The sequence below is a fragment of the Stenotrophomonas sp. genome (assembly GCF_032061965.1).
Lineage (GTDB): Bacteria > Pseudomonadota > Gammaproteobacteria > Xanthomonadales > Xanthomonadaceae > Stenotrophomonas.
Window position 1 is genome coordinate 1 of sequence record NZ_DAMBEF010000062.1, and the last position, 15658, is coordinate 15658.

Here is a 15658-nt window from a genome sequence, read left to right on the forward strand (position 1 = left end):
TACGGCAAGAAGCTGCGCGCGCGCCTGCTGGCGGCCAACCGCGCCAAGAGCACCGGCGACAAGATCCGCACCCTGCTCAAGGGCTTCAAGTTCTCCGAGCTCAAGCCCGAGTTCCCCGGCGTGGCCGAACCGCGCACCGGCAAGAGCATGGGCGACCACTGTGAGGACATGGCCAAGGAGTGGAACATCTCGCGCGACTCGCAGGACGAGTGGGCGGTGTCCTCGCACAAGAAGCTGGCCGCCGCCTATGAGCGCGGTTTCTTCACCGACCTGATCGCGCCGTTCCGTGGCGTGGAGCGCGACAACATCCTGCGCCCGGACACCTCGCTGGAAAAGCTGGCCACCTTGAAGCCGGCCTTCGACAAGACGTCCGGCCGTGGCACCTTGACCGCTGCCAACTCGACTCCGCTGACCGACGGTGCCGCCGCGGTGCTGCTGGCAAGCGAAGAGTGGGCGCGCGCGCATGGCCATGAGCCGCTGGCCTACCTGCGCGATTCGCAGGTGGCGGCGGTGGACTTCGTGCATGGCGAAGGCCTGCTGATGGCCCCGACCGTGGCGGTGCCGGAGATGCTCAAGCGCAATGGCCTGACCCTGCAGGATTTCGACATCTACGAAATCCACGAAGCCTTTGCCGCACAGGTGCTGTGCACGTTGCGCGCCTGGGAGAGCGAGGATTACTGCCGCAACCGCCTGGGCCTGGATGCAGCGTTGGGCCGCATCGACCCGGAGAAGATCAACCCGTTGGGTTCATCGCTGGCCACCGGCCATCCGTTTGCCGCGACCGGCGCCCGCATCATTGGCACCGTCGCCAAGGAACTGGCCGCACGCGGCGGTGGCCGCGCGCTGGTGTCGATCTGCACCGCCGGCGGCATGGGCGTGGTTGCCATCGTCGAGCGCTGAAGCGATGTGTAGTGCCGAGCCATGCTCGGCAATGCGTTACCGGTAATGCGCCTGCCGACCCTGGGTCGGCACTACGGTTTGTTCACCAACGGATGGGGACAGGGCATGAAACGCATCGCGATCGGTTTGGCTGTGCTGTTGGCAGGCTGGGCGGCACCTGCCGCGGCCATGACCTTCATGACGGTGGAGCACGTTTGCCCGATTGGTGGCGAGCGTTTCAGTGCGCAGGAAATGGGCTCGGGCACGTCGTTCGGCCACTTCCTTGACGGGCGCGTGTATGGCGCCATCCAATCGCCGTGGCCGCTGGTGTCCTGCCCGGGCAATGGCTTTGTCATCTATAAGAACGATTACAGCGCTGAGGAGATCAAGCGCCTGACCGCCGTGGTCGCGAGCGACGAATACCAGCGCATGCGCGATACCGATACCAGCTATTGGCGATTGGCGCGCCTGCTGGAGGCGGTCGATGCCCCGGACCAGGAACGTGCAGGCGTGCTGCAGCGCGCTACCTGGCAGGCGTCGCCGGACCAGTACCCGGTCTATGTGCAGGCAGCGGCCGCCGTTTTTGCCAGGCAATGCCCGGACGCCGCCGACGGCGCAGTACGGGACGAAGCTTGGCTCTATTGCCAGATGCTGCGGGGGGAATGGGAGCGCCGGTTGTCGCGCTTCGATGCGGCACGCGCCCGCTTCCAGCGCCTGCAAGCGCTGCCGCAGCAACTGCTGGTGGCTGAGGATCGAGCCCGCGCCCGGCGCCAGTACAGTGCCGAGATCGAACAACAGTTGCAGCTGATCGCCGATGGCAACGCGATAAGCGTGATGGCGGTGGATGCCGATGCACCCGCGGGCAGGGATGCCGCTGCGGGTGTCGCGCCCGCCCGGCAATACCGCGATGCTGCCGCCTACGCAGCGGCAGCACAGGCCGCTGCTGACACCGCCGCATCGGCCGCAGATGCCGCCGTCGCAGCTGCCACAGCAGCTGCCGATGCCGCCACGGATGCTGCGGCACAAGCCGCCGATGCCAGCGAGCAGGCCCTGCGCGAGCAGGGACGGTGACCATGGCTGCTGGCACGTAACCGCCAGCCCGCCTTGTCGCGTCCGTGCTGAGGTGCCGTGGTCAAACGCAGCGCGGGTTTACTCCTGTTCGCCGCGCTGCGAATGGTCCAGCAGGAACTGACTGATGGCCTTGCGCAGCGGCAGGTCGTCGCTGGTGCGTGCGAAAGCATCGGCTTGCAACGCGTGTTCGTGCGCCGCTTCTGCCGCGTCGAGGTTGGAGTAGCGCTCGGCCAGTGCAAGGTGGATGGACGCGGTGTATTCGTTGGCGCCGGCAGCGACAGCCAGTGGCAAGGCGCGCTGGTACAAGGCAATGGCGGTCTGGTCGTCGCCGGTGAAGTCAGCCAGGGTTTCCCACAGGAATGGATGATCACGGCCCGCTGCAGCGACCGCCTCACAATAACTGCGAAGTTCCTCGTACAAGGACCAACTGGTACGCCGGTCGCCGGATTGCCCTGCGTTGACGATCTCTGCGGCCAGGTCCGCTACGCGCTCGTGGATATCCGGGGGAATTTTCATGATGTCGGTGGGTAGTGCGGGGGCTGAATTCTAGAGACTCAGCCGGGCAGACGTGGGAACCCATGCGCATCGCGCTCTTCGGCGACGGCCTGGTCCTGGATCTGCTGGCGCAGGTCGCGGCGCTGGATCGGCAGCGGGGTCTGCCCGCGTCGCATGCGCACGGCATTGAGCAGGCATTGCGTCGCCAGCGTATCGTCACTCTGCGCGGCAAAGGTTTCGCCCAGTGCCTCCCAGGCCTCGGCACCAGCGCCTTGGGCAATCGCCCGGTGCAGGAATTCCTCGGCCTGCGACCACTGTCCCTGGCCACCGGCCAAGCGTGCCAGGGCCAGCAGCAGGGCAGGGCTGGACGGATGCGATTGCAACCAGCGTTGGGCGCTGGCACGGCGCGAATCCAGCTTCTCCACCGGCAGCTGCGCGTACAGGGTGACCAGGTCTTCGTCCCACTGGCTGTCCAGGGTCTGTTCGATGCTGCGCAGCGCCACATCGTTCCAGCCAAGTGCCGCAGCACGGCTGGCATAGCGGGCGACGGCCTGCGGTGACACGCGCAAGGTCTTGGGCAGGACCTCCCAGCGGGCGGCCAGGGTATTCACGTCGTGCGCCTCATCCAGCATCTGCAGGGCCAGTTGGCTTTCCAGGGTGGCCAGCACCGCCGGTGGCATGGCCTGCTGCTGGCGCAAGGCGCCGAGCTGGCCGTAGGCCTCTTCGGCGCGACCGGCGCGCTGCAGCGCCTCGCTGCGCAACCACAGCCCGCGCGGCGGCAACGGCTGTGCGTCAGGTACGTCCAATGCGTTGATCGCGTCCAGCGGCTTGTCCTGCTGCAGCCAGCGCTCGGCGCTGTGCAACGCATGCAGTACTGGATCTTCGCCAGCCAGTTGCTGCAGATGGGTGCCGGCGCTGGCATTGTCGTCGCGGGCTTCGGCCGCCCGCATTGCCGCCACCAGGGCGATCGGCCGCACTTCCTTCTCGCCCGCGGCGCTTTCCAGCATCTTCTCGGCACGCTGCCACTGACCGCTATCAAGTGCACGCAGGCCATCGATCAGGCGTGCCCGACCTTGCTTGCGGCGGTGCCGTGCCCACGCCCGGAATGGGGTGCTGATCAATGTCCACAACAGCCACAGCAGCAGCAGCGCGATCACGATCGCCAGTACCGCCTGCGGCACGGTGGCGATGTAGTCGTGGTTGCCGGCGCGCACGGTTACTTCACCCATCGCACGGGCTGAATCCTGGCTCAGCCATTGCGCGCCGAAGATGCCGATCGCAGCGACCAGCAACACCATCAACAGGGATCGGAATGCCTTCATGGCGCCTCCTTGGCGGCGCGCATGGCGCGCAGTTGTTGCAGGGTGCTGCCCAGCTCGGGCAGGGCCGGGCGCAGTTCAACCGCACGCAAGGTCTGCAGCTGCCGGCGTTGCTGCTGGCGCTGCGGCGAATCCGGCCATAGCCGTTGTACCCAGCCGTCCACCCGGTCCAACGCCTGTTGCCAGCCGGCGCCGTCGCCGCGTTCCAGTGCGGCGCGGGCCAGGCTCAGTTCGATTTCGAGCGAATCATTGGCGGCAATGCGTTCGGAGCGTGCCACCAGCACCGTGCCGTCGGCGGGACGCACCTGCACCAGCGGCGACAGCAGTTGCTGCCACCACGGCTGGCGGACCTCCGGGTGGGTGGGCGCCTGCTCGGGCAGCAGTGCCAACTGCGTATTCCACTTGGCCAGCTGTTCGGCGGTCTCCGCGCGCACGCCCTGGCCCAGTGCATCGAGTGCGTTGCGTTCCTGGATCAGGGCTTGGCGCAGGTTGATGTAGTCCGGGCTGTCGATGCTTTCCAGTACGCCGGCGGCCAGTGCATACAGGCGACGCGCACCGTCCAGGTCGCCGGCAAAGCTCAGCCGCTGTGATGCCTGGCTGAGCAGCAACTCGGCCTCTTCGCGGCGCACGGCTTGGGCGCCCTGTCGCGAACTGTCTGCCAGACGGGCGAGGTTTTCTTCCAGTAGCGCATTGCGCTGCCCCAGCCCCAGCACTTCATCACGCAGCACGCGGTTGGTGGCCGCTGCGTCCTGGATGCTGCGCGCGTTGGCGCGTTGGTCACGCCGCAGGATGTCCAGGCTTTGTTGCAGGGCACCGAGATGTTGCGCTTCGGCGTTGCGTGCAAGCGCCGCCTGTTGCTGCTGCGCCTGCCAGCGGTCCCAGCCGAACCAGCCGGCCGCGCCAACGGCGACAAGCACAACCAGCAGCAGGATCCAGCGCAACGGACGGCGTGAAGCAACGGGGGAAACATCATTCATGGGGCACAACATCCTCGGCAGGCGTTGCACTGCCGGCAACAGGGCAGTGCGGTTGATGCCTGCAAAGCATCGCCCGCGCGGTGAATGCCTGCAAGCCGCCGCCGCTCAGGTTGTGGTTGTCCGTGCCGTGTGGATGGCAGCGGCGGCGCTGGCGACGAGCTGCGCAGGCAAGGGCCCTGCGGCGACATGGCATGAGGTGAATCCCAGTTCCCGTGCGAGATCCGCAAGTCGGGCGCTGGCAGCAACGACAGGTGCCTGCTGCCAGCGTGCCAGCAACTCCGCGGGAAGCTGCGGCAGCACGCTGCGCAATGCTTCACCGCTGCTGACCGCCAGTACCGTGCTGCCGCGCAAGGCCTGCAACCGGTCCAGCATGGCGCTGCCCAGCTGCAGGGGTACACGGTCATATACATCCACGCGCAGCAGCTGCGCACCGCGTGCCATCACCTGCGGGGCAATCATTCCACGTCCCCCCGGGGCGGTGACCAAGGCCACGCGCAGGCCCTGCAGGTCCTGCATCGCCGGCAGTGCCAGCAAGCCTTCGCTATCCATCCGGGCTGGCGCCTGCACCTGGCGGGCGCCGTGTCGGCGCAGTATCCGTGCCGTACCTTCACCCACTGCCACCACGCTGCCGGGTGCCAACGTCGACAGCGGCAGCAGCCGGGCCGCGGCCTGCGCGGCTGCCGGGCTGGTGAACAGCAGGCGGTCGCAGACTGCCGCCTGCTGCAGTTGTTCGCGGGTGGCGTCGTCGCCGCGCAGCACCAATCGCCAAGGCGAAAGCGCCACGGTGCGGGCGCCCTGGCGGGCGGCGGCACAGCGCAGCGCGTCGTGCTGGCCCTGCGGGCGCAGCGAGATCAGGTGCCAGGGCATGTCAGCCGGCACATAGGCGTGGCGGTTCATTCCATGCATTATGCGGGCGCTCTCCGTTTCCTGTTTGATTCCATGCCCGATACCCCCGATCACACCGCGCTGCTTGCGCACCTGCAGTCCACCTTGAACGCGATGCCGCCGGTACTGGCCATGGACATCCGTATCACCGGTTATGAAAACGGCGTGCTGAGCATCCAGGCCCCGCTCACCGCCAACGTCAACGACAAGGGCAATGCCTTCGGTGGCAGCCTGGCCTCGGTGATGACCCTGGCTGGCTGGGCGCTGGTCAGCCTGCGCCTGTCGCTGGCCGGCGAGCAGGCCGAGGTGTACGTGGCCGACAGCAGCATCCGCTACCGCGCGCCGGTCTACGGCGACCTGCAGGCGGCAGCCAGGGCGGCGCCGGATCAGGATTGGGACGACTTCCTGACGCTGTTCAGAAAGCGCGGGCGTGCGCGCGTGACCGTGCGCGCCGAGATTGCTGGCGGTGCCGCAGAACTGGAAGGGCGTTTCGTTGCCCTCAGCAAAGGCTAGGATTGGCCACCATCAAGGGGATGCCCATGTTTCGACGCCTGCTTTCATCCGTCGCTTTGTCCTTGCTGCTGGTTGCCGGTGCTGCCCAGGCCGGCGATGGCCCCAGCCGCAGCCAGCGCAACAAGCTGGTGCCCACCCAGGAAGCCTATGTGGCGGCGGTGCGCTGGAACGATTTCGATACCGCCGAAGGCTTCATCGACCCGGAATACCTCAAGTTGCAGCCGATCACCGACCTGCAGCGCGAGCGCTACCGGCAGGTGCAGGTGTCCTCTTACCGCGAGCGTTCCAACAGCGTGGCGGACGATGGCAGCATCGAACGCCGGGTGGAAGTGAGCGTGATCAACCGCAATACCCAGGCCGAGCGCACCGTGGTGGTCAAGGAACGCTGGCGCTGGGATGCGGAGGGCAAGCGCTGGTGGCAGGCTGCCGGCCTGCCGGACCTGTGGCAGGGCCAGTGAGCCCATTGGCTGCATTTTCCTTGGCTGTGCGACAATCCACGCCCGCTTATCGACCCGTGACCTGAGTGAATTACGAAGAGTTGCTGGCCTTCGCCGGCCGAAATCCGATGCTGTCGCTGGCCCTGGTCGGCCTTACCGTGGCCATCATCGCCACCGAAGTGGCGCGCCTGTTCCGTGGCTACAAGGGCCTCAAGCCGTCCGAACTGACCCACATGATCAATGCGGGCGGGGTGACGGTGATTGACCTGTCCACCAGCAGCGACTTTGAAAAGGGCCATATCGCGGGCAGCCGCAACGTGCAGCCGGCCCAGCTGACCCCGTCGCACAAGCTGCTGGCCACTGCCAAGCAGTCGCCGGTGGTGCTGGTGTGCCGCAGCGGCAATGCGTCGGCAACGGCGGCCAAGATGTTGAAGAAAGCCGGTTACGAGCAGGTTTACGTGCTGGAAGGCGGCTTGCCTGCCTGGCAGGCGGCGGATCTGCTGCTGGTGAAGGGCCGCGGCTGAGCAATAAGTTCTGTTCAGGCCTTGTATAGGCGGGCGACAGCCCCCATCGCTGGTCTGGTAACAATCCCAATCATTGAACAATCTGTTCTGGAGTCTTGAGAAATGTCCGAAGAGAACACCAACGGCGTAGCCCCGGCCGAAAACGCCAACGGCCCGGCTTTCACCATCGAGAAGATCTACGTCAAGGACGTTTCTTTCGAATCCCCGAACTCGCCGACGATCTTCAACGAGAACGTGCAGCCGGACCTGCAGCTGAACCTGAACCAGAAGGTGCAGCGCCTGTCCGAGACCGCTTTTGAAGTGGTGCTGGGCGTGACCCTGACCTGCAAGGCCGGCGACAAGACCGCCTATGTGGCCGAAGTGGAGCAGGCTGGCGTGTTCGGCCTGATCGGCCTGGACCCGCAGGCGATCGACGTGCTGCTGGGCACCCAGTGCCCGAACATCCTGTTCCCGTACGTGCGCACGATGGTGTCGGACCTGATCCAGGCTGGCGGCTTCCCGCCGTTCTACCTGCAGCCTATCAACTTCGAAGGCCTGTACGCCGAAACCCTGCGTCAGCGTCAGGCCCAGGGCGAGAACGCCTCGCTGGCCGACTCCGAGCCGGCCGGCAACGCCTGATCGGCGTTCGGTTTTCAGGATGAGTACGAACGACGCGGAAAAGGTCGCCGTTCTTGGCGCGGGGTCCTGGGGCACCGCGCTGGCCACCCTGTTGGCCCGGCACGGGTGTCAGACCGTGCTGTGGGGACGTGATGCCGCTGTAATCGAGGCGATTGACCAGCGTCATGAGAATCCCCGGTATCTGCCGGGGATTCCCTTGCCCGAATCCCTGCGTGCCAGCACCGACCTGGCGGCAACCGTCAGTGGTGCCAGCTGGATCCTGGTGGTAGTGCCTTCGCATGCCTTTGCCGAAACCGTGCGCGCGCTTGCGCCGCTGCGGCCGGCCGGGGCCGGCGTGGCTTGGGCGACCAAGGGCTTCGAGCCCGGTTCTGGTCGCTTTCTGCATGAAGTTGCGCGCGAAGTGTTGGGCGCGGACGTGCCGTTGGCCGTCGTCACTGGCCCGTCCTTCGCCAAGGAAGTGACCCTGGGCCTGCCCACCGCCATCACCGTGCACGGCGATGACGAGGCATTTTCCCAGCAGGTGGCCGATGCCATGCATGGCCCGGCATTCCGTGCCTACACCGGTGACGACATGGTCGGCGCCGAGTTGGGCGGGGCAATGAAGAACGTGCTGGCAGTAGCGACCGGCGTGGCCGATGGCATGCAGTTGGGCCTGAACGCCCGTGCCGGCCTGATCACCCGCGGTCTCAACGAAATGCTGCGGCTGGCTGCTGCCATTGGCGGCAAGCCGGAAACCCTGATGGGCCTTGCCGGCCTGGGTGACCTGGTGCTGACCAGCACCGGCGACCTGTCGCGCAACCGCCGCCTGGGTCTCGCGCTTGGCCGTGGCCAGAGCCTGCCGGATGCAGTGAAGGAAATAGGCCAGGTGGTGGAATCGGTGCAGACCGCCGATGAAGTCATGCGCCAGGCCGATCGCCATGGCATCGACCTGCCGATCTCCAAGGCAGTGCAGTCGGTGCTGCATGGCGAGCTGAGCCCCGCTGAAGGCCTGCAGCAACTGTTGGCCCGTGAGCAGAAGCCGGAATATCCGGACACGCTGTTCAAATAAGGATCGATACAGATGAAAGAAAAGCCCGGCGATGCCGGGTTTTTTTTGCCCCCTGCCTTTGGCGCAGCCAAGGGGAGGGCTGGGGAGGGGGTAGCGTTGGTAGTCGACGGGGTGGAGCCCCTGCCGAGCATGGCTCGGCACTACCAGATCAAACAGCGCCGAGCGCAAGAAAGAAGTCAGGCTGGGGGGACCGGGCTTCCCACGGATTGAAGAAAAGCCCGGCGATGCCGGGCTTCTTTGCCCCCTCCCTTTGGCGCAGCCAAGGGGAGGGCTGGGGAGGGGTAGCTTTGGCGGTTGACCGGGTGAAGCCTCTGCCGAGCTTGGCTCGGCACTACCGGATCACACAGCGCCGAACGCAAAAAAAGAAGCCCGGTCGGGGAGGACCGGGCTTCCAGCGGCGCGGGGGAGAGAGAGCACGCGCCGTACAACACCACTAACTTTTTGTTTCTATTCGGCTTACCAGGTGAAGCGCGGGCCGACGAACCATTCCTTGTCGCCAGCCTTGGCCAGCTTCACTTCGCCGCTCAGGCCCCAGTTCTGGTTGAACTTGGCGGTGGCGCCCACGCGGCCGTAGAACTCGCCGTCCGGGTTCACGCCGTGCTTCTTGCTGTAGTCCTCGTAACCGGCCAGGGCATAGCCCTCGAAGTTCGGGGTGAAGGCAGTGCGCACGCCTACTTCAGCGCTGTAACCATTGAAGGTCAGGCCGTAGTCCGGATCGAACTTCTGGTATGCAGCGCGGGCGAGCAGGTCGGTGTTCGGGGCCACGGTGTAGTTGTAGCCAACACCCAGGCGCCACTGGTCGACATCAACGTTGCCGCGGTCGGTTTCCTGAGCGTTGTACTCACCGAAGATGTGGAAGTTCGGGTGCACCGCAACCGAGCCCTTCAGGGCCCAACCATCGGCGTCGCCGCCCTTGGTGTCGGTGTTCACGTAACCGCCTTCCACGTAGTTGTAGGACAAGCCATCAGCGGCCGAGGCAGCGAACGGCAGAGCGGCCAGCAGGCCCAGGGCGATCAGGGAAGTCTTCATTTCGGCTAGTACCTTTTTATTTTTGGTTTGGTCTGGCGGGAGGGGGGGGTGAAAACGTTTCCCGCTTCGACAGTTGTGAATTATCCGTTAGCCAACGGAATCCACCCTGAATACCAAACTGAGCAGTACATAAATTGGGCATGCCAAATGGGAACTTCTCGTCTGTACCTTGGTTACAGCCCGCTACGGCGCCTTCATTACGGGCAGACGGGTCTGCCCGAGTTGGTTTCCAATGCCTCTGAAGGCGTACGGCCTCCGCTCAATCAACGCTGGCCAGCTGCTGGCGGGCCCAGCGCTGCAGGGACTGAAGCACCGCGGTCAATCGCTTCTGGGTGGCCGCGTCGTAGTGACCGCTGTCGGCGTCGAAAACGCGCGCGGCATCGCGAACGAACAGCATCGGTGCCGGCATCACCAGCGAGCCGGTGGCTACAAGGGCTTGGCGCAGCTGCGCCTGGGCCAGGCGCGTGCCCCAGGCACCGGGGGTCGCGCCGATGATGGCGATCGGCTTGCCGGCCAGCACTTCCTGGCCATCGGTGGTTTTGCGCGAGAGCCAGTCAATGGTGTTCTTCAGTACGCCCGGCAGTGATTGGTTGTATTCGGGCGTGGCGATCAGCACTGCATCGGCGGCCGCGATCGCGGCACGCAGGCGACGCACGCCGTCCGGGCCGGCCGGGTGTTCCTTCTCCAGGTCCTCATCGAAAAGCGGCACGTCGGCGATGCTGTCGTACACGGTCAGCTGAATGCCATCCGGAACGGCGAGGGCAGCGGTTTCCAGCAGGTGCCGGTTGTAGCTGTTGCGGCGCAGGCTGCCGGCGAAGGCGAGAATCTGCAGGTGGCGGCTGTCGTTGGACATCGGGTTTCCTGTGGTGGTGGGTCAAAGCAGAAGCAGGCAGGCACTGGCCAGCAAGGCCAGCCCCATGATGCGGTCGACACGGCGACGCAGGCCAGGGTTGCGCAGATGCGTCGCCAGCTGCTGGCCGAGCAAGGCCCAGAGCAGCAGGCTGGCGGTGGGAATCAGCAGGAACAGCGGTATCAGCCAAGCCAGCGTCTGCACCATGCCCAGCGGTGGAAAAGCCGCTACCAACGACAGCGCCATCACCCAACTCTTGGGATTGAGGAACTGGAAGCAGAACAGGCCGGTTATCCCGGCAGGAAGCGCCGCGCTGGCGTGCTCGTCGCCGCGTGCATGCAGCAGGCGCAGGCCCAGCCATCCCAGGTAGAGGGCGCCGGCTACCGCGATGAAGGTGCGCGCCAGCGGCCACGCCGATGCACTGGCGCCAACGGTGGTTGCTACCCCCAGCAGGGTGACGCCACCAAGGACGATGCCAAGGATCGACGGCCAGGCTGCGGCGATGCCGCCCTGGGCGGCGGTGCGCAACACCACCAGATTGTTGGGTCCGGGACTGAGGGTGGCGACCAGCAGGAGTCCGCTGGCGGCGATGAGTGCGCTAAGCAACATGATGTCGGGGTCGGGTGGCGTGGTGAGTGAAGTGTCCCGGACCAGGCTGGTGCCTGATCGAACCAGTACGGTCTACCATTGAGACCATGAAGTCATTGCCATTGAATGCGTTGCGGGCGTTTGCGTTGGTTTGCGCGCAGGGAGGTGTCCGGGCTGCCGCGCGGGAACTGGGCGTATCCCATTCCTCCGTGAGCCGTCACCTGGCCGAGCTGGAAGCGTGGATGGGTGCGCCGCTGTTTGAACGGGGCACGCGCACATGGACGCCAACGCCGCACGGCGCTGCGCTGGGCCAGCGCCTGCTGCTGCAATTGCAGGACATGGTCGACGCCACCGCCGCGGCGCGTGAGACGCAGTCGCTGTTCTCGGTGACGATCAGCGTCGCGCCGTCCTTTGCCGCGCGCTGGTTGCTGCCGCGGTTGCCGGCGCTGGAGCGTGCGCATCCCCGCATTGCGCTGTCGGTTCTGGTCAATCAGCGCCTGGATGCGTTGGCCGATGGCGTCGATCTGGCGGTGAGGATGGGGACGGGGCCCTGGCCCGGTCTGGAATGCGAACCACTGATGGATGAAGTGCTGTTTCCTGTTGCCAGCCCCGGCTTCTGCCAGGCCATGGACGTGGGCACAGACCCCGTTTGCCTGCACGCATTGCGCCTGCTGCATGATCGCGATCCGGCGGCCAGTTGGCGGCGCTGGTCGGATGTGCATGGGCCGGCAGGATTGCAGGTAACGGACGGACCGCGGCTGGCATCGTCGGATCTGGTATTGCGCGGTGCCGAACTGGGACAAGGTGTGGCATTGGCACGCGGGCGATTGGCTGCAGATGCACTTGCAGGCGGTGCATTGGTCCGTCCGTTCGGACAACACGAAGTCCGCCTGGCCAATGCCTACTGGATCGTGCGCCCGCCGCGCAGCACCGCCAATGCATCGCGTCGTCATGCCGTGGCCACGGTGATTGCATGGCTGCGGGAGCAGGCGGGCTGAGCACCTGCGGGCATCGCAGTGCACGGTGCTGCAACACTGTGATGACCGAGCTATTGCCGGCTTTCGTCCAGCGGCGCTGATTCGTGTGCGGCAGCCACGTTATGATGTGCGCGTTAGCCAGCCTTCCGTGCCAGCCAACGGTTGATTACACGGAGAACGTGTCTGGTCATGCACGGACGTAGCCTTTCCATCGCGATGCGCGTGCGCCGCGTTGGGCACATCGCGCTAGTGCGGGAGCGCCGGTGAACCGCCCGGCCTCGCGTCTCGTCGAGCGCTTTCTTGCCCTCTATGACGAACTTGCGCGCCACCTGCAGCGCCGCACCGGTAGCCGTGAGCGTGCCGAGGATGTCATGCAGGACACCTACATGCGCTTGCTCGATGCCGACGCCCGCAACGAAGACGCACGCATCCAGGATGGTCGTGCCTTCATCTACCGGGTTGCCAGCAACCTGGCCATCGATGCGGTGCGGCGCGAACAGCGGACCCAGGGTTACGGTGAGCCGGAAGCTTCGCTGCCGGATCCTGGCCCGGGGCCGCAACAGCATGCGGTGGGCAACGAACAACTGCGCCGGCTGGATCGCGCGCTGCGGCAGTTGCCGCCCAACAGCCGCCTGGCGCTGCTGATGTTCCGCGTCGACGGCCTTACCCACGCGCAGATCGCGCGCAGGCTGGGGGTTTCCGAAAGCATGGTGGCCAAGTACATCGGTCAGGCGCTGCGCCATTGCCGGAGCCAGTTGCAGAAAGAATGATCATTGCCGCGCCGGCTGCTGCAAGTTTGGTGCGGTCCATTCGTCTACAAGGTGTGGGGTGTGATTCCCACTGCCCACACCATCGCGCAGCCCTTGATGCCACGCCTCCATGCCTGACAGATTCCGTTCCCGAAACAGCGTCGTCGACGACGAAGCCATCGATTGGCTGGTGCGCCTGGGCGGCACACCCAGTGCCGACGAGCGCCAGGCTTTCAGCCAATGGTGTGCGCGTTCGCCCGCCCATCGCCAGGCGTGGCATCAAGCCGAAAGCTTGCTGCAAGCGGTCGCCGATACCGAGCTTGCGCGTGAGCACAAGCAACTGGTGCGGGTATTGGCCGCATCGCCGGCGCGCGGCATCAGCCGGCGGGGGCTGCTGCTGGGTGGCGTTTCCGCCGCTGCGTTGGCCGGGGCAGGGGTGTTGGGGCTAAGCGGTACGGTGCTTGCGGACCAGCGCACCGCCCCTGGGCAACGCCTGCAATTGGCCTTGCCTGATGGCTCCCGGGCTTGGCTCAACACTGCCAGTGCGGTGTCGATGCAGTTTGGTGCAAGGCAGCGACAGCTGGCACTGGATGCCGGTGAGCTTTTCGTGGAGGTAGCGGCGGCGGGCCCGCTGCCGTTCACCGTGAATGCGCGCGATGGGCAACTGCGTAGTCGCGACGCCCGGTTCTCATTGCATCAACGCGGGGGGCATAGCGTGTTGACGGTGCTCTCCGGAGTGGTCGAACTCAGCGCGATCGCCGGCACGATGACCCTGGCCGCCAATCAGCGCCTGGTGTTCAACAACAGCGTGCTTGGCCTGCTGGAAAGCGTGGACGCGGCTGCAGCCACGGCGTGGATCCGCGGCAAGCTGATCTTCAACCAGCAGGCGCTGCAGGACATCGCGCTGGAGCTGGAACGCTATCTGCGCGGTCGCGTGGTGGTGGTGGGGGATCGGCTGCAGCAGTTGCGCCTGAGTGGGGTGTTCGCGCTGGATGACCTGCCTGCGCTGCTGCGCGCAGTCGCGGCACTGGCCGATGCTGAACTGGTGAACCTGCCGCTGCTGCATGTGATTCGCTGAGTGCAGCACCGGCCTGTGCGGTCGGTGGACTGTACCCGGCGGAATTCCTGACAAAGAATTCGTGGTTTGGCGGTGCAAGTTTTGCCGTGTCGGTCCGTCTATAGGAATGAGAGTCGTTCTCATCAACCCCGTGGCCCTCAGGGCTGCGGAACTCCTTCCAGACCGACAGGAACCATGCGCTCCCTTTCCCTCCCCGGCCGCCGGCCCCTTCTGCTGTCCTCCCTGGCCGCCAGCATCCTGCTGGTGGTCATCACGCCGGTACTGGCCCAATCATCGAGCACATCCACGCCGGCGGCGGTGAATCTGCAATTGGCCGCGCAGCCGATGGATGTGGCTTTGACCCGCCTTGCCGATCAGGCCGGCATCCGCATCCTGTTTGCGTCCGATGACGTGGGCGGCATGCAGGCTGCTGCCTTGTCCGGTCGTTACAGCGTGGACCAGGCATTGGCCACCGTGCTGGCCCGGACCGGATTGACAGGCGAGGTTGGCTTGGCATCGCGTGCGTGAAGGCTATAAGGTCGAGGCCCTGGCGATCAACAACCGCCTGCGCGGTCTGCTGGCGGAGTTCGGTGTGGTGATTGCCCTTGGTGACGCGGCGCTGCGCAGCGCGCTGCAGAACCAGAATGTGATCGGTAAGTTGCCTGCGATAGTGCACTTGCTGCTGAGTGAGCTGTACCAACATTGGCAACAGGTGCGGCAGCGGCTGGAAGCATGCGAAGCAGCTATAGCCGCACATGCCAAAGCGGATGTGTACTGCACGCGCGTTCAACGAATTACCGGCGTCGGCCCACTGACGGCCGACGCAATAGTGGCCAGCATCGCCAAGGGGCGGGAGTTCAAGAACGGCCGACAGCTATCAGCATGGTTGGGCCTTACACCTACCCAGCATTCCAGCGGGGGCAAGCAACGGCTGGGCAAGATCAGTTGTCGTGGCGATTGCTATCTACGCACGCTATTGATCCAAGGCGCACGCAGTAGTCTGCAACGGGCCAAGGCGGTGAGCGTGGAGCGATCCACGCCCGAGCAGATCTGGATGCGCGATCTGGCCAGCCGCCTGCCGTTCGGCAAAGTATTGGTTGCTATCGCCAACAAGCATGCGCGGCAGATATGGGCGATGCTTGCGCATGATGAAAACTACGATGCAGATGCGTGGCTCAGGCATCCAATGGTGCAGCGGCAACGAAAGCGCAGTGAGCTCACGGTTGCGACTTGATTGATCACTTCAGCATTCTTTTACGTGTTCAACGCCAGAGCGAGAAGGTAACAAGCGGTCAGACCGCCCCGAAGAGAGCTTGACTAACAAGATGGCGCCACCACATGCCCGGCTGATCCCCGGTCATGGGCGAATCCGATGAATGAGAGAGGCCTTCGGGTGCGGTTTTTACTCTGGTCCGGATCAGCAACAGCGATCCAACAAGACCGATTACGGAAGTGCAGTCTGGCAATGCTTGGAATGCCTGGCGAACTGGCGAACGGTGGTAACGGTACAACAACAGAGGATGCGTTTATGCCTCACGCGAAAGGCAAGGACATCATGCGCCCGGAGTTGACGGGAAGCTCCTTACGGAATTGTTAGGCGCCATACGGTGCTGGTGCCTGCTTGCAAACCATTACCTCATCA

The 15658-nt window shown here is 65.2% G+C and carries 17 protein-coding genes and 1 pseudogene; 11 read left to right on the forward strand and 7 right to left on the reverse strand.

The window, feature by feature from the left end; all coding sequences use genetic code 11:
* Both RT460_RS18340 and RT460_RS18345 read left to right on the forward strand, forming a co-directional pair.
* A partial coding sequence (locus tag RT460_RS18340) for an acetyl-CoA C-acyltransferase (RefSeq protein WP_313321092.1) occupies window positions 1–900 on the forward strand: 900 nt, incomplete at its 5' end.
* 105 nt (window positions 901–1005) lie between these two features.
* Window positions 1006–1950 carry a hypothetical protein gene (locus RT460_RS18345; RefSeq protein WP_313321094.1) on the forward strand — a complete coding sequence of 315 codons (945 nt, stop codon included), beginning with the start codon at window positions 1006–1008 and terminating at the stop codon, window positions 1948–1950.
* A gap of 78 nt (window positions 1951–2028) precedes the next feature.
* On the opposite strand, the gene RT460_RS18350 is transcribed toward RT460_RS18345, so the two are convergent.
* The 4 genes from RT460_RS18350 to RT460_RS18365 form a co-directional block, all read right to left on the reverse strand.
* Complete coding sequence (locus tag RT460_RS18350; protein WP_313321096.1) at window positions 2029–2466, reverse strand: hypothetical protein; 438 nt, start codon at window positions 2464–2466, stop codon at window positions 2029–2031.
* A 38-nt stretch (window positions 2467–2504) separates the two neighbouring features.
* The gene (locus tag RT460_RS18355; RefSeq protein WP_313321098.1) at window positions 2505–3767 is read right to left on the reverse strand and encodes a heme biosynthesis HemY N-terminal domain-containing protein; all 1263 of its coding nucleotides are present in this window, start codon (window positions 3765–3767) and stop codon (window positions 2505–2507) included.
* The gene (locus tag RT460_RS18360; protein ID WP_313321100.1) at window positions 3764–4741 is read right to left on the reverse strand and encodes a uroporphyrinogen-III C-methyltransferase; all 978 of its coding nucleotides are present in this window, start codon (window positions 4739–4741) and stop codon (window positions 3764–3766) included. Before RT460_RS18360 ends, RT460_RS18355 begins: the two co-directional genes overlap by 4 nt.
* 105 nt (window positions 4742–4846) lie before the next feature.
* Entirely contained in the window at window positions 4847–5638 is a 792-nt protein-coding gene (locus RT460_RS18365) for a uroporphyrinogen-III synthase (RefSeq protein WP_313321102.1), read from the reverse strand.
* A 42-nt stretch (window positions 5639–5680) separates the two neighbouring features.
* Between RT460_RS18365 and RT460_RS18370 the strand changes: the two genes are divergently transcribed.
* The 5 genes from RT460_RS18370 (at window position 5681) to RT460_RS18390 (ending at window position 8766) form a co-directional block, all read left to right on the forward strand.
* Complete coding sequence (locus tag RT460_RS18370; RefSeq protein WP_313321104.1) at window positions 5681–6139, forward strand: YiiD C-terminal domain-containing protein; 459 nt, start codon at window positions 5681–5683, stop codon at window positions 6137–6139.
* Between the two features lie 26 nt (window positions 6140–6165).
* On the forward strand, window positions 6166–6597 hold the full coding sequence (locus RT460_RS18375; protein WP_313321106.1) for a hypothetical protein: 432 nt from the start codon (window positions 6166–6168) through the stop codon (window positions 6595–6597).
* Between the two features lie 65 nt (window positions 6598–6662).
* Window positions 6663–7100 carry a rhodanese-like domain-containing protein gene (locus RT460_RS18380; RefSeq protein WP_313321108.1) on the forward strand — a complete coding sequence of 146 codons (438 nt, stop codon included), beginning with the start codon at window positions 6663–6665 and terminating at the stop codon, window positions 7098–7100.
* A 102-nt stretch (window positions 7101–7202) separates the two neighbouring features.
* Entirely contained in the window at window positions 7203–7718 is a 516-nt protein-coding gene (secB, locus tag RT460_RS18385) for a protein-export chaperone SecB (protein ID WP_313321110.1), read from the forward strand.
* Window positions 7719–7737: 19 nt separating this feature from the next.
* On the forward strand, window positions 7738–8766 hold the full coding sequence (locus RT460_RS18390; RefSeq protein ID WP_313321112.1) for an NAD(P)H-dependent glycerol-3-phosphate dehydrogenase: 1029 nt from the start codon (window positions 7738–7740) through the stop codon (window positions 8764–8766).
* Window positions 8767–9222: 456 nt separating this feature from the next.
* On the opposite strand, the gene RT460_RS18395 is transcribed toward RT460_RS18390, so the two are convergent.
* The 3 genes from RT460_RS18395 to RT460_RS18405 form a co-directional block, all read right to left on the reverse strand.
* Entirely contained in the window at window positions 9223–9795 is a 573-nt protein-coding gene (locus RT460_RS18395) for an Ax21 family protein (RefSeq protein ID WP_313321114.1), read from the reverse strand.
* Window positions 9796–10054: 259 nt separating this feature from the next.
* Entirely contained in the window at window positions 10055–10648 is a 594-nt protein-coding gene (locus RT460_RS18400) for an NADPH-dependent FMN reductase (RefSeq protein WP_313321116.1), read from the reverse strand.
* Between the two features lie 21 nt (window positions 10649–10669).
* The gene (locus RT460_RS18405; protein WP_313321118.1) at window positions 10670–11254 is read right to left on the reverse strand and encodes a LysE family translocator; all 585 of its coding nucleotides are present in this window, start codon (window positions 11252–11254) and stop codon (window positions 10670–10672) included.
* 86 nt (window positions 11255–11340) lie between these two features.
* Here RT460_RS18405 and RT460_RS18410 point away from each other — a divergent pair, with 86 nt between their 5' ends.
* The 4 genes and pseudogenes from RT460_RS18410 to RT460_RS18425 all read left to right on the forward strand — a co-directional run.
* Complete coding sequence (locus tag RT460_RS18410; RefSeq protein WP_313321120.1) at window positions 11341–12231, forward strand: LysR substrate-binding domain-containing protein; 891 nt, start codon at window positions 11341–11343, stop codon at window positions 12229–12231.
* Between the two features lie 242 nt (window positions 12232–12473).
* Window positions 12474–12980, forward strand: coding sequence for a sigma-70 family RNA polymerase sigma factor (locus RT460_RS18415; protein WP_313321122.1), 507 nt, complete (start codon window positions 12474–12476; stop codon window positions 12978–12980).
* A 109-nt stretch (window positions 12981–13089) separates the two neighbouring features.
* Entirely contained in the window at window positions 13090–14037 is a 948-nt protein-coding gene (locus RT460_RS18420) for a FecR domain-containing protein (RefSeq protein ID WP_313321124.1), read from the forward strand.
* 462 nt (window positions 14038–14499) lie between these two features.
* Window positions 14500–15250, forward strand: a pseudogene (locus tag RT460_RS18425) (IS110 family transposase); the annotation flags it as partial.
* Window positions 15251–15658 lie beyond the last annotated feature (408 nt).